At 74.2% G+C, this 20,121-nt stretch carries 22 protein-coding genes; 7 read left to right on the forward strand and 15 right to left on the reverse strand.

Annotated elements, in window-relative coordinates:
- Positions 1–78: 78 nt before the first annotated feature.
- Positions 79–1,047, reverse strand: coding sequence for a MerR family transcriptional regulator (locus NP064_RS13370; RefSeq protein WP_227570364.1), 969 nt, complete (start codon positions 1,045–1,047; stop codon positions 79–81).
- Positions 1,048–1,296: 249 nt separating this feature from the next.
- On the opposite strand from NP064_RS13370, the gene NP064_RS13375 reads away from it, so the two are divergent.
- Positions 1,297–1,587, forward strand: coding sequence for a WhiB family transcriptional regulator (locus NP064_RS13375; RefSeq protein ID WP_227570363.1), 291 nt, complete (start codon positions 1,297–1,299; stop codon positions 1,585–1,587).
- A 145-nt stretch (positions 1,588–1,732) separates the two neighbouring features.
- On the opposite strand, the gene groES is transcribed toward NP064_RS13375, so the two are convergent.
- On the reverse strand, positions 1,733–2,029 hold the full coding sequence (gene groES / locus NP064_RS13380; protein WP_227570362.1) for a co-chaperone GroES: 297 nt from the start codon (positions 2,027–2,029) through the stop codon (positions 1,733–1,735).
- Between the two features lie 242 nt (positions 2,030–2,271).
- Here groES and NP064_RS13385 point away from each other — a divergent pair, with 242 nt between their 5' ends.
- The 3 genes from NP064_RS13385 (at position 2,272) to NP064_RS13395 (ending at position 5,083) form a co-directional block, all read left to right on the forward strand.
- Positions 2,272–3,459, forward strand: coding sequence for a class I SAM-dependent methyltransferase (locus NP064_RS13385; RefSeq protein WP_227570361.1), 1,188 nt, complete (start codon positions 2,272–2,274; stop codon positions 3,457–3,459).
- Entirely contained in the window at positions 3,456–4,604 is a 1,149-nt protein-coding gene (locus tag NP064_RS13390) for a glutamate--cysteine ligase (protein ID WP_227570360.1), read from the forward strand. Before NP064_RS13385 ends, NP064_RS13390 begins: the two co-directional genes overlap by 4 nt.
- A 218-nt stretch (positions 4,605–4,822) precedes the next feature.
- Complete coding sequence (locus NP064_RS13395) at positions 4,823–5,083, forward strand: hypothetical protein (RefSeq protein WP_227570359.1); 261 nt, start codon at positions 4,823–4,825, stop codon at positions 5,081–5,083.
- A gap of 21 nt (positions 5,084–5,104) precedes the next feature.
- Here NP064_RS13395 and tsaD read toward each other — a convergent pair whose 3' ends face one another.
- Positions 5,105–6,148 (reverse strand): tRNA (adenosine(37)-N6)-threonylcarbamoyltransferase complex transferase subunit TsaD, encoded by a 1,044-nt coding sequence (gene tsaD, locus NP064_RS13400; protein WP_227570358.1) that lies wholly within the window; start codon positions 6,146–6,148, stop codon positions 5,105–5,107.
- 164 nt (positions 6,149–6,312) lie between these two features.
- Between tsaD and NP064_RS13405 the strand changes: the two genes are divergently transcribed.
- On the forward strand, positions 6,313–6,942 hold the full coding sequence (locus tag NP064_RS13405) for a malonic semialdehyde reductase (protein WP_227570357.1): 630 nt from the start codon (positions 6,313–6,315) through the stop codon (positions 6,940–6,942).
- Positions 6,943–6,958: 16 nt separating this feature from the next.
- Here the strand turns inward: NP064_RS13405 and NP064_RS13410 are convergent, their stop codons facing one another.
- The 6 genes from NP064_RS13410 to NP064_RS13435 form a co-directional block, all read right to left on the reverse strand.
- Complete coding sequence (locus NP064_RS13410) at positions 6,959–7,882, reverse strand: sulfurtransferase (protein WP_227570356.1); 924 nt, start codon at positions 7,880–7,882, stop codon at positions 6,959–6,961.
- Between the two features lie 26 nt (positions 7,883–7,908).
- On the reverse strand, positions 7,909–8,373 hold the full coding sequence (gene rimI, locus NP064_RS13415; RefSeq protein ID WP_227570355.1) for a ribosomal protein S18-alanine N-acetyltransferase: 465 nt from the start codon (positions 8,371–8,373) through the stop codon (positions 7,909–7,911).
- Positions 8,370–9,077 carry a tRNA (adenosine(37)-N6)-threonylcarbamoyltransferase complex dimerization subunit type 1 TsaB gene (gene tsaB, locus NP064_RS13420; protein ID WP_227570353.1) on the reverse strand — a complete coding sequence of 236 codons (708 nt, stop codon included), beginning with the start codon at positions 9,075–9,077 and terminating at the stop codon, positions 8,370–8,372. Before tsaB ends, rimI begins: the two co-directional genes overlap by 4 nt.
- 46 nt (positions 9,078–9,123) lie before the next feature.
- Positions 9,124–9,669 carry a tRNA (adenosine(37)-N6)-threonylcarbamoyltransferase complex ATPase subunit type 1 TsaE gene (tsaE, locus tag NP064_RS13425; protein ID WP_227570352.1) on the reverse strand — a complete coding sequence of 182 codons (546 nt, stop codon included), beginning with the start codon at positions 9,667–9,669 and terminating at the stop codon, positions 9,124–9,126.
- Positions 9,666–10,862: an alanine racemase gene (gene alr, locus NP064_RS13430; RefSeq protein ID WP_227570351.1), complete on the reverse strand. Its 1,197-nt coding sequence runs from the start codon at positions 10,860–10,862 to the stop codon at positions 9,666–9,668. Before alr ends, tsaE begins: the two co-directional genes overlap by 4 nt.
- A 91-nt stretch (positions 10,863–10,953) precedes the next feature.
- Positions 10,954–12,555 (reverse strand): bifunctional ADP-dependent NAD(P)H-hydrate dehydratase/NAD(P)H-hydrate epimerase, encoded by a 1,602-nt coding sequence (locus tag NP064_RS13435; RefSeq protein ID WP_227570350.1) that lies wholly within the window; start codon positions 12,553–12,555, stop codon positions 10,954–10,956.
- A 54-nt stretch (positions 12,556–12,609) separates the two neighbouring features.
- Between NP064_RS13435 and NP064_RS13440 the strand changes: the two genes are divergently transcribed.
- On the forward strand, positions 12,610–13,596 hold the full coding sequence (locus NP064_RS13440; protein ID WP_227570349.1) for an LLM class F420-dependent oxidoreductase: 987 nt from the start codon (positions 12,610–12,612) through the stop codon (positions 13,594–13,596).
- A gap of 16 nt (positions 13,597–13,612) precedes the next feature.
- On the opposite strand, the gene NP064_RS13445 is transcribed toward NP064_RS13440, so the two are convergent.
- The gene (locus NP064_RS13445; protein ID WP_227570348.1) at positions 13,613–13,972 is read right to left on the reverse strand and encodes a holo-ACP synthase; all 360 of its coding nucleotides are present in this window, start codon (positions 13,970–13,972) and stop codon (positions 13,613–13,615) included.
- Positions 13,973–13,993: 21 nt separating this feature from the next.
- Positions 13,994–15,853 carry a glutamine--fructose-6-phosphate transaminase (isomerizing) gene (glmS, locus tag NP064_RS13450; protein ID WP_227570347.1) on the reverse strand — a complete coding sequence of 620 codons (1,860 nt, stop codon included), beginning with the start codon at positions 15,851–15,853 and terminating at the stop codon, positions 13,994–13,996.
- Between the two features lie 169 nt (positions 15,854–16,022).
- On the opposite strand from glmS, the gene coaA reads away from it, so the two are divergent.
- Positions 16,023–16,958 (forward strand): type I pantothenate kinase, encoded by a 936-nt coding sequence (gene coaA, locus NP064_RS13455; RefSeq protein WP_308015339.1) that lies wholly within the window; start codon positions 16,023–16,025, stop codon positions 16,956–16,958.
- A 21-nt stretch (positions 16,959–16,979) separates the two neighbouring features.
- Here the strand turns inward: coaA and NP064_RS13460 are convergent, their stop codons facing one another.
- The 4 genes from NP064_RS13460 to NP064_RS13475 all read right to left on the reverse strand — a co-directional run bounded on the left by NP064_RS13460 (position 16,980) and on the right by NP064_RS13475 (position 20,073).
- Positions 16,980–17,630: a hypothetical protein gene (locus NP064_RS13460; RefSeq protein WP_227570344.1), complete on the reverse strand. Its 651-nt coding sequence runs from the start codon at positions 17,628–17,630 to the stop codon at positions 16,980–16,982.
- Between the two features lie 224 nt (positions 17,631–17,854).
- On the reverse strand, positions 17,855–18,385 hold the full coding sequence (locus tag NP064_RS13465; RefSeq protein WP_255624047.1) for a YbaK/EbsC family protein: 531 nt from the start codon (positions 18,383–18,385) through the stop codon (positions 17,855–17,857).
- An 18-nt stretch (positions 18,386–18,403) separates the two neighbouring features.
- A complete protein-coding gene (locus tag NP064_RS13470) occupies positions 18,404–19,114 on the reverse strand; it encodes a DedA family protein (RefSeq protein WP_227570342.1) in 711 nt (236 codons plus the stop codon).
- A gap of 290 nt (positions 19,115–19,404) precedes the next feature.
- Positions 19,405–20,073, reverse strand: a complete 669-nt coding sequence (locus tag NP064_RS13475) for a DedA family protein (RefSeq protein WP_227570341.1) — start codon at positions 20,071–20,073, stop codon at positions 19,405–19,407.
- Positions 20,074–20,121: the final 48 nt, after the last annotated feature.

Consider the following 20,121-nt stretch of genomic DNA (forward strand, 5'->3'; position numbering starts at 1 on the left):
CCACTGTGCGGGTGAAAGGCCCCAGACGTCTACATGCGTGACACCCTGCCCGGCTTGTGCACTCCCTCGCGGCACGGCTCAGGAGCACACGGCCGTCACCTCGGCGAGCACGCCGGCGAACGTCCTGGCCCGGTGGACGGACCGCCCCAGAGGGAGCGCCCGCGCGGCGTCGTCGTCGGCGAGCACGACGAACTGGGGAAGCTCGGGCTGGGCGTCCGCGAGCGCGGCGATCACCGCGAGGTCGGGGGCGCCGAGCTCGCTGACCATCACGACCGCCGCGGGACGGGTCATCGCGGCGATCTCCATCACCCGGTGCTGCTCGACGGGACCGGCGACGATCCGCGCGTCCGCGCCGTGGCTGGCCAACGCCGCCGCGAGCACGTGCAGCACCAGTGGCCGCGGCTCGCCGGGCGCCGCCAGGAGCAGGACGACCTGTCTCCCCGCGACGTGCGCGTGGGCGAGGGGCGCGGTCCGGGCGCGCAACCCGGCGAGGACCGAGTCCACGACCAGGGCGTCAGCGTCCTCCCCCGGCCGCGCGAGCACGGTGCGCGCCGCGAGACCGGCCCGGACGGGCTCGACGAGGTTGGCCCACCACCGCTCGTAGTCCTTCTCGGGTGCGGCGAGCAGCCGTCGGCAGGCGCCCTCGTCGCCGCGCAGCGCGGCGTCGATGACGAGTGTCGGCGTCGCCCTCGAGCGCTCGTCCACGCCCGTCCCGGGCACCGAGGCGAGCCGTGGCCGGGGCGTCGGATCGCCCTCCTCCGCGTGGAGGTCCGTCTCGCGGGCGACCCGGGCCGCCTCGGAGGGAGCCACCCCGTCGAGGGTGAGGCCGCGCATCACGAGCAGCCGGGCGACGTCGTCGCCGGTGTACCGGCGGTGGGACCCCGCCGAGTGCTCGGACGGGCCCAGCCCGTAGCGGCGGTCCCAGGTGCGCAGCGTCGCGGGCGCCACGCCCAGCCGACGTGCCACCGCCGCCACGGTGAGGGCTGGTCCGTCGCCGGGAGACGCCGTGATCGGCGTGGGCGCCGAGGGGTCTCCGTCGGTCGCCATGAACCGATTGTGCACAAGGCGTGGCGCGGTTGTCACGCGCGCGTCCAACTCGTCACGCGAACGGTCGATGGCCCTGCCTGCGCTGAAGCGATTGCGAACAGGGACTTGAACAACTTGTGGCGCGGTTGTAGCGTCTCGATCCGTACCCAGTTGACCGACTTTGTTGAAGACCTAGTTGACCGAACGTCATGTGCGGTCGGGTCAGGCGCACCGCCGCCACTGACCCGGACACCCAGTCGAGGAGGACCAATGGCCGAGATCTCGCGTTTGCCCGGACCCGTGATGGACCTGTGGGAGTGGCAGTTCGAAGGCGCCTGCCGCGACGCGGACGAGAACCTCTTCTTCCATCCCGAGGGCGAGCGGGGTTCGGCCCGTCGGCGTCGCGCCGAGGCCGCGAAGGCCATCTGCGCGACCTGCCCGGTGATCCAGGAGTGCCGCGAGCAGTCCCTCGCCGTGCGCGAGCCCTACGGGGTGTGGGGCGGGCTCTCCGAGGACGAGCGCGCGGCGATCCTCGCCCGGCCGTCCCGCAAGGCGATCTGACCCGACCACCGCGCCCAGGCGCCCCGCGTCGGCCTCCCGCCACACCCGGGCGCCGGCGCCACCTCCTCCGCACATGAGGAAGCCCCTCCCGGCTTGGCCGGGAGGGGCTTCCTCATGTGCGGAGGTCAGCAGGGCTGACCGCAGCTCACTTCTCGACGATGGCGAGGATGTCGCGCGCGGAGAGGATGAGGTACTCCTCGCCCGCGTACTTGACCTCGGTGCCGCCGTACTTGGAGTAGATGACCTTGTCGCCCACGGCGACGTCGAGCGGCACTCGGTTGCCGTTGTCGTCGATGCGGCCGGGGCCGACAGCGAGGACCTCGCCCTCCTGCGGCTTTTCCTTGGCGCTGTCCGGAATGACCAGACCCGAGGCGGTCGTCTGCTCTGCTTCGAGCGTCTTGACGACGATCCTGTCCTCGAGCGGCTTGATGGAGACCGACACTGCGGACCTCCCCTTCACTTGTGAGTTCTTCACTGATGTCGGACGCCGCTGCGCAGACCCACCGCCGTCGCGGGTGTCGGAGAGTCAGCCTCTGCGGTAGGCGACGCCCTGGGGACGTCGCCACCAGTAACTCTAGGAACCGGTTAGCACTCGGTCAAGGCGAGTGCCAGTCTCAGGTCCCCAGGAGGCTCGTCTCCGGATCGCCGGCGACCGCCACGGGGCGCCGTGAAAGGATCGAGCACATGGACGCCGCCGGTCTCACCAAACTCCTCAGCCCGACCGGCTGGGCGCTGCTCAGCGCCCTCCCCCCGTACGACGAGCGCCGCACGATGGCGCTCTCCGAGCGGCTTCGCCGCGAAGGGCTCGATCCAGAGCTCGTGGCCGCCGCCCTGACGCAGTCCCGCCTGCGCGCCAAGGCCCACGCCAAGTTCGGAGACTTCGCCGAGGGCATGCTCTTCACCGCCGCCGGCCTCGAGCAGGCGACCCGCCTGACCGTCGCCGCCCACCACGCGCGCCGCTACACCGCCGCCGGGATCACCAAGGTGGCCGACCTGACCTGCGGCGTCGGCGCCGACTCGATGGCCTTCGCCGGGGTGGGGCTCCAGGTGCTCGCGGTGGACCTGGACGAGGTCAGCGCCTCCGTCGCCACCGTGAACCTGCGGCACTTCCCCGAGGCCGAGGTCCGTCACGGAGACGGCCTCGCGGTCGACCTGGAGGCCGCGGGGGTCGACGGCGTCTACGCCGACCCGGCCCGGCGCACCTCCTCCGGCAGCCGGGTCTTCGACCCCGCGGCGTACGCGCCACCGCTGGACGCCGTCCTCGCGCTGCGCTCGCGCGTCCCCGCCCTCGGCCTCAAGCTCGGGCCCGGCGTCCCGCACTCCGCGCTCCCCGACGACGCCGAGGCCCAGTGGGTCTCAGTCGACGGCGACGTGGTCGAGCTGGGGCTGTGGTTCGGCCCGCTGGCCCCCGATGGGCCGGGCCGCAGCGCGCTCGTCCTGCGGCCCGACGGGGCCCACGTGCTGCGGAGCGGCGTCGAGGGCCCTCCCGCCCCGCCCGTCGGACCCGTGGGCGCCTACCTCTACGAGCCCGACGGCGCCGTCATCCGGGCGGGGCTGGTGGCCGAAGTGGCGGTCGCCGTGCAAGGACGGCTCGTGGACCGCACCATCGCCTACGTGACCTCCGACGTGCTGCGCCCCACCCCGGCCGCGACGGCCTACCGCGTGCTGGACACGCTGCCCTTCGGCCTCAAGCGCCTGCGCACGTACCTGCGGGAGCGCGACGTCGGGCGCCTGACCATCAAGAAGCGCGGCACCGCGGTGGTCCCCGAGCAGCTGCGCGCGCAGCTGTCCCTGCGCGGCGCCGCCGAGTCCACGATCATCCTCACCCGGGTGGACGGCCGCCAGCAGGTGCTGGTCGTGGAGCCGCTGTGAGGGCGCGGGTCGAGCTGCCGTTCGCCCGGTCGGCGCGGTCCAGCCTGGGCGTGGAGTGGGAGCTCGCGCTCGTCGACTCGGACTCGGGCGACCTGCGCCAGGTCGCGCAGACCGTCCTCGACGCCGTCCGCCCCGACCACGGGGGCGACCACCCGTCGATCCGCCAGGAGCTGCTGCTGAACACCGTCGAGGTGGTGTCGGGGGTGAGCACCGCCGTCGGGCAGGCCGCCGCCGACCTCGAGCGGGCCATCGCGGAGGTGCGGACCGTGACGGACCCGCTGCGCGTCGAGCTGATGGGCGGCGGCACGCACCCCTTCGCGCACTGGGCCCAGCAGAAGGTCACCGACAAGCAGCGCTACGCCACGCTCATCGACCGGACCCAGTGGTGGGGCCGGCAGATGGTCATCTACGGGCTGCACGTGCACGTGGGCATCGAGGACCGCGCCAAGGTGCTGCCCATCGCCCGGGCCATGCTCACCTACTTCGCGCACCTGCAGTCGCTGTCGGCGGCGTCACCGTTCTGGGGCGGCAGCGACACCGGCTACGCCTCGAACCGCGCCCTGATGTTCCAGCAGCTGCCCACGGCCGGGCTGCCGTTCCCGTTCGAGCGCTGGGAGGAGCTCGAGGGGTACGTCGGCGACATGCTGCACACCGGGGTCATCGACCAGTTCGACGAGGTGCGGTGGGACGTGCGGCCGTCGCCCCGCTTCGGCACCCTCGAGACCCGGATCTGCGACAGCCCGTCCAACCTGCTCGAGGTCTCCGCCCTCTCCGCGCTCACCCACTGCCTGGTCGAGCACTTCTCGACCCTGCTGGACGAGGGCCGCGAGCTGCCTGCCATCCCGACGTGGTTCGCGCAGGAGAACAAGTGGCGCTCGGCCCGGTACGGCATGGACGCGATCATCATCGTCAACGCGGCCGGCGACGAGGAGCTCGTCACCGACGCGGTCCGGCGCCTGCTGGTCGAGCTCGCCCCGGTGGCCGAGCGGCTGGGCTGCGCGGCGGAGCTCGACGCCGTCAACGTGATCCTGCGCCGGGGCGCCTCGTACCAGCGCCAGCGCGCCGCGGCCCGGCAGCACGGCGGACAGCTCGACGCCGTGGTCACGAGCCTGGTCGCGGAGATGCGGGCCGGCCGGCCGCTCTGACGGGGGCGAGCCGCCGCCTGGCGGCCCGGCGATCGCGGATGGCGCCCCGATCAGCGAATCTGCCCCGTCTCTGTGTGCGAAACGCACTGCTGAGAGCCCTGCCGAGTCGCTACGATTCCCCTAGCCGCAGGCAGTCGATGCCGACACCCGCTCAGGCAGTGGCCCCGAACCGGGGACCCGCACCGCGTTGAGCGACCCGTTCAACGCAGGAGCCACGCATGCACCGTCCGACCGACCGCCGCGACCGTCCCGCCGGACGCGACCGCCGCAGCCGCGCCGCGCTGGTGGGCACCTGGGCGCTCGTCGGGTTCGGCTGGATCGCGGTTGCCGGCGCCGCGGCGACACGGCTGAGCAACGGCGACGGCGAGGACTTCGCCCTCCCCGAGTGGGTCGACCAGTCGCTCCCGCAGTCCCTGACCGGGCAGATCCTCGGCGCCACCCTCGCCGTGATGCGGTTCACCGTCCGCCTGCTCGCCTGAGGCGCCACACCGCCGGCAGGGCTACAGGAGCACCTGCGTGAGCGGCATCGAGGAGTCGACCGGCAGGTCGAGGGACGACGGCGGCAGGCCACGACGGACCACCGCGGCGCCGAGCGCGGCGATCATCGCGCCGTTGTCCGTGCAGTAGCGGATCGGCGGGATCCGCAGGTCGATGCCCGCGGCGGCGCAACGCTCGGCCGCCATCTCGCGCAGCTGCGAGTTCGCGGAGAACCCACCCCCGATGACCAGCGTCGACACGTCGTGCCGCTGGCAGGCGGCGATCGTCTTGGCGGTGAGGACGTCGGCGACGGCCGCGGCGAACGAGGCCGCCACGTCGGTCAGCGGGATCTCCTGGCCGGAGTCCTGGCGTGCCTCGACCCACCGCGCGACGGCCGTCTTGAGGCCGGAGAAGGAGAAGTCGTAGGCGTGCGCCGCCTGGTCCTTGGCCGCCGTGAGGCCGCGCGGGAACCGGATCGCCTCGGGGTCGCCCTCGCGTGCGAGGCGGTCGATGTGCGGGCCGCCGGGGTACGGCAGCCCGAGCAGGCGCCCGACCTTGTCGAACGCCTCCCCCGCGGCGTCGTCGAGCGTGGAGCCCAGCTCGGTGATCCCGGTGACGATGTCGTCGACCAGCAGCAGGCTGGAGTGGCCGCCTGAGACGACGAGCGCCATGACCCGCTCGGGGAACGGCCCGTCGACGAGCTCGTCCACCGCGGCGTGGCCGATCACGTGGTTGACGCCGTAGAGCGGCTTGCCGAGCCCGACGGCAAGGGCCTTCGCGGCGGAGGCGCCCACGGTGAGCGGGCCGACCAGGCCAGGGCCCGCGGTCACGGCGATCGCGTCGATCTCGCCGAGCTCGACCTGGGCGCCCTCCAGGGCGCGGCGGAGTGTGGGCCCCATCGCCTCGAGGTGGGCCCGCGAGGCGATCTCGGGGATGATGCCGCCGAACCGGGCGTGCTCGTCCATCGAGCTCGCCACCGAGTCGATCAGCAGCTCGTGGCCGCGGACGAGGGCGACGCCGGTCTCGTCGCAGGAGGTCTCGATCCCAAGGACGAGGGGCTCACTCATGGGGTTCAGGATAGGCGCGCTCGACGGGTCGCCCGCGCACCGTCTCTGTGGGAGGGGCCCTCGGACCCCCGCTGATCAGTGCCGACACCGGAGCGGCCGCCCGGTGTGGCGGGCGTCATACCGCAGATCGGGAAGCCGCACGCCCGCGGGCCCGTTCACGGGTGGTGACCATCGACGATCTCACCGCCCCCCGCACCGACCACCTCGCCCTGCCCGAGGACCTCGCGGACCTGCTGTTCCGCGAGGCGCGCACGGTCAGCCAGTTCACCGACGAGGACGTCACGGACGAGCAGCTCGCCGCCGTCTACGACCTGGTCAAGTGGGGCCCCACGGCCATCAACACCGTGCCGCTGCGGCTGCTGGTGGTCCGGGGTCGCGACGCGCGTGAGCGCCTCGCCGCCCACATGTCCGAGGGGAACCGCCAGCGGGTCCTCGAGGCGCCCGTCTCCATCGTCCTCGCCGCCGACCCGGGCTTCCACCGGCACCTGCCCGTGCTCGCCCCGCACATGGCCGGCATGGCCGAGTCCCTCGAGCCCGCCGCCGAGCAGCGGGCGCAGATGGCTCGCACGAACGCCCTGCTGCAGGTCGGGTACCTGATCGTCGGGCTCCGTGCCGCCGGGCTCGCCGCGGGGCCGATGGGCGGCATGGACGCCGCCGCGATCGACGCCGAGTTCTTCGCCGACAACGGCTGGCAGTCCCTGCTGGTGGTCAACGTGGGCTACGCCGAGGGCGCGGGCACGTCCTACCCCCGGGCCCCGCGCCTGTCCTACTCCCAGGCCAGCCTGACCGTCTGAACGCGGCCCGCGGCGCCTAGCTCGGGCTGCCCGTCGCCCTCACGCCGACGCCCGGCCCGGTCTCGACTGGGCGGTCGGCGTCGTTCGACCACTGCGACCAGGACCCGGGGTACAACGCCGCGTCGATGCCGGCGACCGCGAGCGCGGCGACCTGGTGGGCGGCGGTGACCCCGGAGCCGCAGTAGACCCCCACGGACGCCCCGCCCACCGCCCCGAGCGCCGCGAAACGCGCGGCCAGGTCGGCTGTCGGCAGGAACCGGCCCACCTCGTCAAGGTTCTCCGACGTCGGCGCCGACACTGCCCCCGGGATGTGCCCCGCGCGCGGATCGACCGGCTCGACCTCGCCGCGGAAGCGCTCGGCCGCGCGGGCGTCGAGCAGCACGCCCGTCTCCGCGAGCGCACGGGCCTCGTCCGGCCCGATCGTCGCCAGCGCGCCGGTCTCGAGCACCACGTCGCCAGGTCGGGCAGTCACCTCGCCGACGTCCAGCCGCCCCCCGGCCGCGAGCCAGGCGGGCAGGCCGCCATCCAGCAGCCGCACGTCGGCGACGCCGGCCCACCGGAGCAGCCACCAGGCACGGGCCGCGGACATCCCGCCGACCGTGTCATAGACCACGACGGGCACCCCGCCGCGCACCCCCCACCGGCGTGCGGCGGCCTGCAGGTCCTCCGGCTCCGGCAGCGGGTGGCGCCCGTGCTGCGGGCTCGGGAACGCGGCCAGATCGGCCTCGAGGTCCACGTAGACGGCTCCGGGCACGTGCCCGGCGAGGTACTGCTCATGGCCGTCCGATCGGCCGAGCTCCCAGCGCACGTCGAGCACCACGGGGGTGATCGGCCCGGAGCCGGAGGCACGCCCCAGCAGGTCGAGCAGCTCGTGGGCCGTGACGAGCACATCGGCCCGACCCGAGTCCACCGGTCCACCGTCGATCGTCTCGGAATCCATCGTCACTCCTCACGCTCATGCCGGCGTCATCGCAGCGGCAGGCTCATCGTCCACGCGTCCACGTTCTCGGGCTGGTAGTACCCCCGACGGCGCCCCATGCGGCGGAAGCCGGCCCGCTCGTACAACCGCAGCGCGGGCTCGTTGTCGACCCGCACCTCCAGCAGGACGTTCCCGGCGCCCAGGCCTCGGGCGTGCGCGACCAGCGCGTCCAGCATCACCGTACCCACGCCGGCCCCCTGGCGGGCGCTGTCGGTGCCGATGGTCATCACCTGGGCGTCGAAACCATCGAACCAGAGGCCTGCGTACCCGACCAGCGCGCCGGTGGCCACGTCCTCGGCGCCGATGTACCAGCGGCCCGGCCCGCTCAGCTCCTCGGCCAGGGAGGCGCTCGACCAGGCCCCCGGCCCGAACAGCTCCTGCTCCATCCGCTCGAGCACGGGCAGGTCCTCCTCGCCCAGAGGGCGGACGAGGACCCCCGGTGCGGTCGTCACGCCGAGGCGCGCTTGCGCTCGGCCGGCGGGACGACGTCCGGCCGGCGCAGGTACAGCGGCTCGGTGGGAAGCGTCCCGGCGCCCGCGGCCAGCCGTGCGAGCGCGAGCCGGGCCAGGTCCGCCGGGTCGGGGTTCGCGGGGGCGCCCGCGGCGGCGGACAGGTGCTCGCCGTACAGCGAGGCGCCCGCTCCGACAGCGAGGGCCCCCTGCCCGATCGACTCCGCGACCGCCTGCGGGGTGTCGACCACGGGGCCGTCCACCAACTCGACCAGCGGGCCATGGGCGGCGTGGGCGGGCGCGGCGGCCACGCGGTACCGGGCCGCGTAGACCTCGCGGCGGCGCGCGTCGGTGACCGCCAGCAGCTCGGCGCCGGGCTCCAGGGCGAGCTCTCGCGCGGCGCCGACCGCGAGCGCGTCGAGGCTGCTGACCCCGTGCACCGGGATGCTGAGCGCGAACGCGAGAGTCCGGGCGGTGACCAGACCGACCCGCAGGCCCGTGAACGGCGCGGGGCCGGTCCCCACCACGACGGCGGTGAGGTCGCCACGGTCCACTCCGGCCTCGGCCAGCACGTCGACGATCATCGGGGCCAGGAGCTCGGCATGGCGCCTTTGCTCAGGCGTCGAGCGGGACGCGAGAGCGCGTCCCGACTCGTCGATCAGGGAGACGGCGACGGCGGCAGAGGTGTCGAGGGCGATGACAGGCACGAGAACAGCGTGCCACTTCTCGGCGCCTGAGCGGGAACCGTCGAGGTCAGCCGGGCAGCGGGACGCCCGCCCACCGCTCCCCGACCGCGGTGACGGTCACCAACCGGACCCCGGTGGCGGCGTCCTCCAGGTCGAGCGTCAGCTCCCCTCCGCGCGGCCGGCGGAGCGCGACCTCCAGGCGGTCGGCGGCAAGGCCCTCGACCAGGCCCTCGCCCCACTCCACGACGGTGACCGACTCGTCGAGGCTCGCGTCGAGGTCGAGCGCGTCGACCTCCTCGAGCGAGCCGAGCCGGTACGCGTCCACGTGGACCAGCGACGGGCGCTCGCCGGCCTCGGCGCGCGCGGGCCGCGTGCCCTCCGCGTCGGGCAGCGGCGGGTGCACCCGGGCGATCACGAAGGTCGGGGAGGCGACCTGGCCGCGCACGCCCAGCCCGACCCCGATGCCCTGGGTCAGGGTCGTCTTCCCCGCGCCGAGGTCGCCGGTGAGGACCACGAGGTCGCCCGCCCGCAGGACACGTGCCAGCTCGCGGCCGAACGCCCGCGTCGCCTCCGCGTCGGCCAGCTCGAGCTGGACCTGCTGCACCACCGTCATCGTGCGGCTCCTTCCACCTGCGGCGCGGCCACAGGCTCTGCGTGCTCCGGGTCGACGTGGACGCGCGGCACGCGCCCACCGACCCGGGTCACGATCTCGTAGCTGATCGTCCCCGCGACGTCAGCCCAGTCCTGTGCTGTCGGCCCGCCCGAGGCGCCCGTGCCGAAGAGCTCGACGCGGTCGCCCTCCCGCTCGCGCGCGCCCGGCCCCAGGTCGACGACCACCTGGTCCATGCAGACCCTGCCCGCGACGGACAGCCGCCGGCCGCCCACGAGGAGCGGCCCGCCCGGCCGCTGCGCCGAGCCGGAGGCGTGCCGGGGCACGCCGTCCGCGTACCCCACCGGCACCACGCCCAGCATCGTCTCCCCCGGCGTCACGTAGGCGTGCGCGTAGGAGACGCCCTGGCCCGCGGGCACGGGCTTGACCGTGACCAGCTGTGCCTCGAAGGTCATCGCCGGCGTCAATCCGAAGTCCGCGGGGCCGCCGAGCTGCGGCACCGGGGACAGGCCGTAGACGGCGATGCCCGGGCGCACGAGGTCGTAGTGCAGGGCCGGCGCGGTCAGCGTGGCCGCCGAGTTCGCCAGGTGGCGCACCTCGAGGCGGGCGCCGCGGCCCTCGACCAGGGCGAGCGCCTCCGCGAAGACCTCTGCCTGCGCGTGCACCGTCGGGTGGTCCGGCTCGTCCGCGAAGGCGAGGTGGGACCACAGGCCGACGACCTGCACGGCGCCCTCGGCCTGGGCCCGCAGCGCGGCGTCCAGCACCGCGGGCAGCTGGTCGGGGGTCAACCCGTTGCGGCCCAGCCCGGTGTCGACCTTGAGGTGCACGCGCGCCGTCCGCCCCACGGCCCGGGCCGAGGCCACCACCTCGTCGAGCGCCCACGGCGCGGCGACCGAGAGGTCGACGTCGGCCGCCACCGCCTGGTCGAGCGGCGCGCCCGGCGCGTACAGCCAGGTGAGCACCCGCGCGGTGATCCCCGCGGCGCGCAGCTCGAGCGCCTCGCCGAGCTGGGCCACGCCGAGCCAGGTCGCGCCCGCCTCCAACGCCGCGCGGGACACCGGCAGGAGGCCGTGGCCGTAGGCGTCGGCCTTGACGACTGCCATCACCTGCGCGGTCGGGGCGTGGGCGGCCAGCGAGCGCACGTTGGCGCGGATGGCGGAGAGGTCGACGACGGCACGAGCGGGGAATGAGCTCACCCGCCCAGTCTCCCACCGCCCTGTGGGTGCACCGCGCCGTGAGGGCTCATGGCTCTGAAGGGCGGGTCGGCGGGCAGTGGGGAGGCTCCTGTCAGGCGCGCAGCAGCTCGGCCACGGTCCCGGGGATCGCGTCCGCCACGGCGGTGGCCCACACCGGCCCGCCCGGGTTGGCGCGGTGCGCCGCCCGCCCGTGCACGAGCGCGGCAGCGGCGGCCAGGGCCGCGACCAGCGACGGGTCGGCGACCACGTCCTCGGCGCGCCCCGCGAGCAGGGCGCCCAGCAGGCCGGCGAGCACGTCTCCGGCCCCGGCGGTGGCCAGCCACGCCGGGCCGTCAGCCTGCGCGTAGACGGAGCCCCCGGCGCCCACCACCACGGTGGTCGATCCCTTGAGCAGCACCGTGGCGGCGGTGAGCTCGTGTGCTCGCCGGGCCCAGCGGAGCGGCTCCGCCTCGACCTGCGCCCGGTCCACGTCCTCACCCTGGGCGCTCAGCAGCGCGGCCAGCTCGCCCGCGTGGGGCGTCAGCACCACCCACGGGGCCAGCCGCACCGGGATCAGGCTGAGCGCGCCCGCGTCCACCACGGCCGGCTGCTCCTGCGCGAGGACCGCCGCCAGGGCGGCGTGCACCCGCTCGGCCTGGGCCCCGTCATCCGGGTCGACGCCCGGGCCGAGCGTCCAGGCCTGCACGCGCCCGTCGCCCGCGACGACCTCGGGGCAGGAGGACAGCACCGTGGCGCTCACCCCCGGCGACCCCTGGTACCGCACCATGCCGACGCCCGATCGGATCGCGGCGCGCACAGTGAGCACCGCGGCGCCCGGGTAGGCGGGTGTCCCTGCCACGACTCCCAGCACCCCCCGGGAGTACTTGTGCGCGTCGGTCGGGGGGACCGGCCACAACGCGGCGACGTCCCCCGACTCGAGCCGGGCGGCGGCCGGGCGCACCCCCGTCAGGTCGAGCCCGATGTCGACGACCTCCAGCCGGCCGGTGTCACGGCTCGCCGGCGGCAGCAGCAATCCCGCCTTCGCCGCCCCGAAGGTCACCGTCAGGTCCGCGGGCAGCACAGGGCCGCGCGCGGCGACGCTCTCGGGCCGGTCCGCGCGGGGGATCGCGCCGGTGTCCACGTCGATCCCGCTCGGGGTGTCGACCGCCACGACGACCGGCGAGACGACCTGCCCTCCGGCCCTCTCGTCCGCGAGCAGCTCCGCGAGCAGGGTCAGCACCTCGCCGGCGGGCCCGCGCACCGCCCCGGTGGCGCCGATGCCGAGCACGCCGTCGAGGATGACGTCCGCGGAGTACGCCGCGGCGACGGCCTCTCCCGCCCACACCCCGGCTCCGTCGCGCGCCTCGCCCTCAGGCTCCTGGTCCGCCAACGGCAGCACGTGCCCACGGGCGGCGCGCAACGCCGCCAGGCCGCCCGGGTGCGCGCGCGGAGACGTCAGCACGGCAGTGACCGCCACCCCCCGGAGGGCCAGCAGGGCGCCGGCGTGCAGCGCGTCCCCGCCGTTCGAGCCGGAGCCCGCGATCACCGCCACCGACGCCCCCCGCACCTGCCCCCGCTGCTCGCGCAGCAGCACGGCCACCCGGGTGGCGAGCGCATGGGCGGCGCGGTCCATGAGTGGGAGGCCGGCGCCCAGCAGCGGCTCCTCGGCGGCGCGGACGTCTGCGGCGGTGTAGGCGAGGATCACGACACCCATCATGTCGGGCGTGGGCGCCCCGGTCGCGCCAGGTTCACCCGATAGGTTCAGCCCATGCGATTCGGACTCTTCATTCCGCAGGGCTGGCGCCAGGACCTGACCGGCATCGACCCCCGCGAGCACTGGGCCGTGATGAACGGCCTCGCCCAGCACGCCGACCAGGGCAGCACCTGGGAGTCGGTGTGGGTCTACGACCACTTCCACGCGGTGCCCGAGCCCAACGGCGAGGCCACCCACGAGGCCTGGAGCCTCATCTCCGCGTTCGCCGCGAGCACCCAGCGCGTGCGCCTCGGCCAGATGTGCACCTGCATGGCGTACCGGAACCCCGCGTATCTCGCCAAGGTCGCCGCGACGGCCGACATCATCTCCGGCGGCCGGGTCGAGATGGGCATCGGCGCCGGCTGGTACGAGCACGAGTGGCGCGCCTACGGCTACGGGTTCCCCCGCGCCGGCGAGCGGATCGCGGCCCTCGAGGAGGGCGTGCAGATCTTCGAGCAGCTGTGGTCCAAGGGGGTGGCCACGCTCGACGGCGTGCACTACCAGGTCGACGGCGCCCAGCTGTCGCCGCTGCCGCTGCAGGTCGGCGGCCCCCCGCTGTGGATCGCGGGCGGCGGGGAGAAGAAGACCCTGCGGATCGCCGCGCAGCACGCGGCCTACACGAACTTCGACGGCAGCCCCGAGGGCTTCGCGCACAAGTCGGCCGTGCTGGCCGAGCACTGCGCGACGCTGGGCCGGGACTTCTCGGAGATCACCCGCTCGGCGAACTACAACGTGGTGATCGGCTCGACCCAGGCTGAGGTGGACGACCGCCTCGCGTGGGTCCACGACCACTACCGCCGCACGGTCCCCGCCAAGGCGGACGAGGTCCTCGAGGAGTTCCGCTCAGGCCCGCTGGTCGGCACGCCGGAGCAGATCGTCGACAAGCTCAAGGAGCTCGAGGTCCTCGGCATGACGTACCCGATCACGTACTTCGCCGAGGCGGCCTACGACCGGTCCGGCATCGAGCTGTTCGAGCGCGAGGTCGTGCCGGCGCTGCGCTGACCGCTCGCCGCACGACTCAGCCGGGGTCCGCCTCCGCGACCACCATCGCGGAGGCGATCCCGGCGTCATGCGAGATCGACAGGTGGAACCGGGCCACGCCGAGCGCCTCCGCGCGCGCCAGGACCGTCCCACGCACCTCCACCTCGGGCGGCCCGCCCACCACGCGGCGCACCGTGGCGTCCTGCCACCGCATCCCGCCAGGCGCGCCGAGAGCCTTCGCGATGGCCTCCTTCGCGGCGAACCGCGCGGCCAGCGAGCTCGCCGGCAGGTCCCGCTCCTCCGCGGTGAACAGCCGCGCGCGCAGCCCGGGGGCGCGCTCGAGCGTCGCCATGAACCGTGCCACGTCGACGACGTCGATGCCGACGCCGACGATCATGCGGGGCTCATCCGGCGGCGCTCACTCGACCGTCACGGACTTGGCGAGGTTCCGCGGCTGGTCGACGTCGAGCCCGCGGGCCGTGGCGAGCTCGCACGCGAAGACCTGCAGCGGCACCACGGCCAGCAGCGGGGCGAGCAGCGTCGGGGACTGCGGCACGAAGAACACCTCGTCGGCGAACGGCAGCACCGCGTCGTCGCCGTCCTCGGCGATGACCAGGGTGCGGGCGCCGCGGGCGCGGATCTCCTGGATGTTCGAGACGACCTTGGAGTGCAGCGAGTCGCGGCCGCGCGGCGAGGGGACCACGACGAACACCGGCTGGCCCTCCTCGACCAGCGCGATGGGCCCGTGCTTGAGCTCGCCCGCGGCGAAGCCCTCGGCGTGGATGTAGGCGAGCTCCTTGAGCTTGAGCGCGCCCTCCATCGCCACCGGGAACCCGACGTGCCGGCCCAGGAACAGCACCGAGGACGCGTCGGCCATCGAGCGCGCGGTCTCCCGCACGCGGTCGGCGCGGTCGAGCACCTGCTGGATCTTGTCCGGCATCTGGCGCAGGTCGTCGAGGATCTCGGCGATCTCGTCGGCGAACTTGTTGCCGCGCAGCTGCGCCAGGTAAAGGCCCAGCAGGTAGGCCGCGGTGATCTGCGACAAGAACGCCTTGGTCGACGCGACGGCGATCTCGGGCCCGGCGTGCGTGTAGAGCACCGCGTCGGACTCCCGCGGGATCGTGGAGCCGTGCGTGTTGACGATGGCGAGCACCTTCGCACCCTGCTCGCGCGCGTGCCGCACGGCCATCAGGGTGTCCATCGTCTCGCCCGACTGGGAGATCGCCACGACCAGCGTCTTGGCGTTGACGACCGGGTCGCGGTAGCGGAACTCGTGCGCGAGCTCGACCTCGACGGGGATGCGGCACCAGTGCTCGATCGCGTACTTGGCGACGTGGCCGGCGTACGCGGCCGTCCCGCAGGCGATCACCACGATCTTGTCGACCGAGCGCAGCACCGACTCGTCGATGCGCAGGTCGTCCAGCACCAGGCGCCCGCTGATGTCGGTGCGGCCCAGCAGGGTGTCCGCGACAGCCTGCGGCTGGTCGTGGATCTCCTTGTCCATGAACGAGCGGAAGCCGTTCTTCTCCGCCGCCGCGGCGTCCCAGTCGACGGTGAAGCGCCGCGCCTCGACGGCGTTCCCGGCGAAGTCGGTGACCTCGACCGTGGTGGGCGTGATGGTCACGACCTGGTCCTGGCCCAGCTCGAGGGCCTCCTTGGTGTGCGCGATGAACGCGGCCACGTCGGAGCCGAGGAAGTTCTCGCCCTCGCCGATCCCCACCACGAGCGGCGAGTCGTGCCGGGCGCCGACCACCGTGTCGGGCGCCGAGGCGTGCACCGCGAGCAGCGTGAAGGTGCCGTGCAGGCGGCCCACCACCGACAGCATCGCCGCTGTCAGGTCGCCCAGCTCCAGGTGGGCCCGGTGCAGCAGGTGCGCCACGACCTCGGTGTCGGTCTCCGACTGGAACGCCGCGCCGTCGGCAGCGAGGGCCGCCTTGAGCTGCGCGAAGTTCTCGATGATGCCGTTGTGGATGACGGCGAGGTCCCCCACCACGTGCGGGTGCGCGTTGGCGTCCGTGGGGCCGCCGTGCGTGGCCCAGCGCGTGTGGCCGATCGCCGCGGTGCCGGCCGGCAGCGGCGACGCGTCGAGCACCTCGACGAGGTTCGCGAGCTTGCCGGACTTCTTGGCGACAGCGACCGTCGAATCGGCGGTGCCGGTGATCGCGATGCCCGCGGAGTCGTAGCCCCGGTACTCCAGCCGTCGCAAACCTTCGAGGACGACCTCGAGGGGACGCCCGTTGGGCTCCTGGCTGCCGACGTATCCGACGATTCCGCACATGCGCGCCAGTCTACGGTGGCGATCACCGGCGCCGGGCCTGATACCGGGGGGGCGTGACGACCGCCACGCACTGCGGCGCACACCGCCGGGCGACGGCGCTGCGTGGGAGTCCCAGCGCCGCCGGTCGACCATCGTGCACAATCGGTGAGTGCCACCGAGCGTCGAGCCTGTGCCGTCCACCCCCTACGTCGATCTCGACCGCAAGGCCTGGGCCGCGCTGTCGGAGTCCACACCGCTGCCGCTGACCGACACCGATGTCGAGCGGCTCGCGGGACTAGGCGACCCGATCGACTTGGCCGAGGTCGACGCGGTCTACCGTCCCGTCTCGCGACTGCTCGACCTCTATGTGGGCGCCACGCGCGGGTTGCACGAGGCGTCGAGCACGTTCCTGCGGGAGGACACCGGCAGCACCCCGTTCCTCATCGGCGTGGCCGGCTCGGTGGCGGTGGGCAAGTCGACCACCGCTCGCCTGCTGCGCGAGCTCATGGCGCGGTGGCCGGCGACCCCGCGCGTCGAGCTGATCACCACCGACGGGTTCCTGTACCCGAACGCCGAGCTCGAGCGCCGCGGCCTGATGGACCGCAAGGGCTTCCCCGAGTCCTACGACCGGCGGGCTCTGGTCCGGTTCGTCTCGAAGGTCAAGGCGGGCCGTCCCGAGGTGCGCGCCCCGGTGTACGACCACCTCTCCTACGACATCGTCCCTGGCGCGGAGACGGTGGTGCGCCGGCCCGACGTCCTCATCGTCGAGGGCCTGAACGTGCTGCAGCCAGCCCGGCCGACGTCCGAGGGCACATCGAACCTCGCGGTGAGCGACTTCTTCGACTTCTCGATCTACGTCGACGCCCGCACCGACGACGTCCGCCAGTGGTACGTCGACCGATTCCTGTCGCTGCGAGCCACCGCCTTCTCGCGTCCCGAGTCCTACTTCCGCCGCTACGCCTCGCTCAGCGACGAGGAGGCCGTGGCCACCGCAGAGCGCCTGTGGGACACGATCAACGCCCCGAACCTGGTGCAGAACATCTTGCCGACCCGCAGCAGGGCCACCCTGGTGCTGCGCAAGGGACGCGACCACGCCGTCGAGCGTGTGCGGCTGCGCAAGCTCTGACGCGGCCCGCCTCGGCGCCCGTCAGGGCGACTGGTCCGCGTGGCCGACCTGGTCGGTGGCGAGCCGCGCGCGGGACAGCCGCACCGGGTAGTGGGTGGCCTCCACCTCGTCGAGCCTGTCGATCACCGCGGCCACCTCGGGCCGCCCTCTGCCGCAGCCGTCGAGCGGCACGGCCGCCCGGATCGCCCGGCCCATGGCATCGATGAGCCACACCTCCCCCACCGGGTCGGCGCCGGGCGAGTCAGCGCAGCCGTACGGGTTCGGGCTCATGGACGGGCGAGCGAGGGCGTCGACGAGGCCGGCGAGGTCACCCTCCAGCCGGCGGACCGTCACCGCGTCCCACACCCCCACGACATCGGTGAGCGTCTCGCCCGCGAGGCACTGGATCGCCGCCGACGGCGCGAAGCCCTCCGGGACGGAGCCCGCGGCGGGCACGTCGGGATGAGTCGTGGCTGTCGCGCTCGGATCGAGGACCAGGCCCAGGCTCTGCACGACCTGCGGCGCCAGGCAGTCGGCGGCGATCGCGGTCTCCGCCGGAGCCGGCGCCGACCCGACCGCGGCGGACGTGCACCCGGAGAGGGCGAGCGCGGCGGCCGCGATACTCGTCTGCGCGGCGATCCGCCGTCGCGGGCGGTCGCGCGAGCCAGCGAGCACGTCGCCCGATCCGCTCATCCGCCCCATCCCCGTCGTCCGTCCTGTCCGCAGTGCCGCCCCGCTCGTGACGAGCGGGGACGGCTGCAGGGGACGACGACGGTGTGGTCCCACATCGAGGTTAGGCAGCCGGCCCGGCCACGGCCCCGGTCGAGACCAGATCGTTAGGCGGCGCCGCGGGATCGTTGCCTCGGCGTGACCAGCGAAGGCACGCACTCAGGGACAGAGCGCCCGAACGCGGCGCCTCACCTGCCGACGATGGCGGGGGTCCCCGCGGTGATCCGCACCAGCTCCGCGTAGCTGGTCGGGAAGACGGCGTGCGGGGTCCCGGCGGCCGCCCACACGACGTCGAACGCTCCGAGCGCGACGTCCACGAGCGTGCGCAGGGGCGCGGGGTGCCCCACCGGCCCGACGCCGCCGATGGGCTGCCCGGTGGCAGCACGCACCGTCGCCGCGTCGGCCATGTCGAGACGTCCACCGAGGAGCTCCTCCACGAGGGCGGGGTCCACCCGGTGGGCGCCGGACGTCACGATGAGGAGCGGGGAGCCGTCGTGCAAGAACACCAACGAGCTCGCGATCGCGCCCACGTCCACCCCGAGCGTCCGGGCGGCGTCCGCCGCCGTGCGCGCCGAGCCGGCGAGCTCGCGCACCTCGCCCCGCACGCCCAGCTCGGTCAGCGCCCGGTGCACCCGGGCCGCGTTGCGGTGCAGTGCGCCACCGGCGGAGGGATCGACGCCCTCCCGCGGCACGGCATGGAAAGGGACGGCTCGCGACATGTCGGACACCGCTCCACCTTAGAGATGCTGCTGCTGGCCGGCAGCCAGCTCCGGCCGCGAGTCCTGCCCGGGCGCGTCCTGCCCGGGCGCGTCCTGGCCGCGCCTCCCCGGGCGGCTCAGCCGCGTCGGCTCCGCGTCCGCCCCCGGCCGCAGCCACTTCCGCAGGACGAGGTCGATGAGCAGGCCCACGGCGGCCCCGACGCACACGCCGACCACCACGGCCACCACGGGATGGTCGTGCAGCCACGCTCCCGCGCCGACCCCGATCGCGATGCCGTAGGCGGCCCACGTGACGCACGCGAGCGATGACAGCGCCATGAATCGGGCGCGGGGGTAGCCCAGCGCACCCGCGGTCATGTTGACGGCCACGCGTCCGATCGGGATGTAGCGCGCCGCGAGGATGAAGGACGACCCGCGCTCGACGAGCGCCTTCTCGGCCCACGCGAGCGCCTTGGCGCCTTGCGTGCCGCGGAACAGGCGCAGCCGGTGCACGTCGACACGGCTGCCGATCAGGTACGCCACCTGGTCGCCCACGAACGCGCCCACGGCCGCCGCAGGGCCCAGCAGCCACAGGTTGGGTGTGCCGTTCGTCATCGTGAGCGCCGCCAGGGCGATCACCACGGACTCGCTCGGCACGGGCGGGAAGACGCCGTCGATGGCGGCGAAGGCCATCACCCCCATGTAGACCCATCCCGAGCCTGCGAGTGCGAGGATCCACTCCTCCAGCAAGTCATCAGCTCCAGGTTTGTCCGGCTGCCAGGCAGCGTGGGCGCCCGGTCGTGGTGACTTGGGCACGGTGCGGCACGTGCTCACGAGACTAGGGAGCCGGACGGCGCGGACGACATCGGTTATCCCCCCGAGTGCCCCCTGAATCGTGGCCGCGTCGCCCCTGACCAGCATGTCGCCCAGGCCGCTCGGGGTCGTCCTCCGTCCGGATGAGATCCCGGGCGCCCGGCGCCCTCCACAAGGGGGACCTCCCGTCCCTCCCCAGGACTCGCCCGCCGGGACTGGCGCTGCGGTCAGCGCCGACCGGCGTCGTCGCCCGGGCCGCCGCTCGTGGCGGGCCCGCCGTGCTCCGGAGGATCGAGCCGCACCGTCTCCATCGACCCCGGCAGCAGCCGGCGCAGGAGCCAGTCCAGGAGCAGCCCGAGCAGCAGCCCTGTCACGACACCCACCACGACGGCGAGCACCGGATGGTCCCCCAGCCACCGTCCGGCGCCAATGCCGATGAAGACGCCGTACGTCGCCCATGTGGCGCCGGCGAAGGCGGTCAGCGCCACGAAGCGGCCCCGGGGGTAGCCGAGCGATCCAGCCGTCATGTTCACCGCGACCCGCCCCACCGGGATGTAACGAGCGGCGAGGATGAACGCCGCGCCCCGCCGGGCCAGCGCGCGCTCCGCCCACGCGAGCGAGCGCCTGCCCCGCGCCGTCCGGAACAGCCGCACCCGGTGCAGGTCCACCTTGGACCCGACGGTGTACGCGATCTGGTCGCCGGTGAAGGCGCCGACGGCGGCCACCGCAGCGACCAGGTACACGTTCGGCTGCCCGCTCGAGGCCCACAGCGCCGCGAGTGCGATCACGGCGGACTCGCTGGGGACCGGCGGGAAGAACCCGTCGATGGTCACGAACGCGAGCAGGGCGACGTACACCCAGGGGGACCCCACCAGGTGGACGAGCCAGTCCTCCACGCCCGATCAGCCCCCCGCCGCCATGGCCGGGGCGGCGGCCCGGACCTG

The sequence above is a fragment of the Cellulomonas chengniuliangii genome (genome assembly GCF_024508335.1).
Classification (GTDB): Bacteria; Actinomycetota; Actinomycetes; order Actinomycetales; family Cellulomonadaceae; genus Cellulomonas_A; species Cellulomonas_A chengniuliangii.

What these genes read in the sequence shown, in the direction of transcription:
- NP064_RS13460 (WP_227570344.1), bottom strand. Translation starts at nt 17,630, where the DNA reads ATGAGCGGATCGGGCGACGTGCTCGCTGGCTCGCGCGACCGCCCGCGA.
- NP064_RS13435 (WP_227570350.1), bottom strand. Translation starts at nt 12,555, where the DNA reads ATGGGTGTCGTGATCCTCGCCTACACCGCCGCAGACGTCCGCGCCGCC.
- NP064_RS13375 (WP_227570363.1), top strand. Translation starts at nt 1,297, where the DNA reads ATGGCCGAGATCTCGCGTTTGCCCGGACCCGTGATGGACCTGTGGGAG.
- NP064_RS13395 (WP_227570359.1), top strand. Translation starts at nt 4,823, where the DNA reads ATGCACCGTCCGACCGACCGCCGCGACCGTCCCGCCGGACGCGACCGC.
- NP064_RS13370 (WP_227570364.1), bottom strand. Translation starts at nt 1,047, where the DNA reads ATGGCGACCGACGGAGACCCCTCGGCGCCCACGCCGATCACGGCGTCT.
- NP064_RS13385 (WP_227570361.1), top strand. Translation starts at nt 2,272, where the DNA reads ATGGACGCCGCCGGTCTCACCAAACTCCTCAGCCCGACCGGCTGGGCG.
- NP064_RS13410 (WP_227570356.1), bottom strand. Translation starts at nt 7,882, where the DNA reads ATGGATTCCGAGACGATCGACGGTGGACCGGTGGACTCGGGTCGGGCC.
- NP064_RS13465 (WP_255624047.1), bottom strand. Translation starts at nt 18,385, where the DNA reads ATGTCGCGAGCCGTCCCTTTCCATGCCGTGCCGCGGGAGGGCGTCGAT.
- NP064_RS13440 (WP_227570349.1), top strand. Translation starts at nt 12,610, where the DNA reads ATGCGATTCGGACTCTTCATTCCGCAGGGCTGGCGCCAGGACCTGACC.
- NP064_RS13445 (WP_227570348.1), bottom strand. Translation starts at nt 13,972, where the DNA reads ATGATCGTCGGCGTCGGCATCGACGTCGTCGACGTGGCACGGTTCATG.
- glmS (WP_227570347.1), bottom strand. Translation starts at nt 15,853, where the DNA reads ATGTGCGGAATCGTCGGATACGTCGGCAGCCAGGAGCCCAACGGGCGT.
- tsaD (WP_227570358.1), bottom strand. Translation starts at nt 6,148, where the DNA reads ATGAGTGAGCCCCTCGTCCTTGGGATCGAGACCTCCTGCGACGAGACC.
- tsaE (WP_227570352.1), bottom strand. Translation starts at nt 9,669, where the DNA reads ATGACGGTGGTGCAGCAGGTCCAGCTCGAGCTGGCCGACGCGGAGGCG.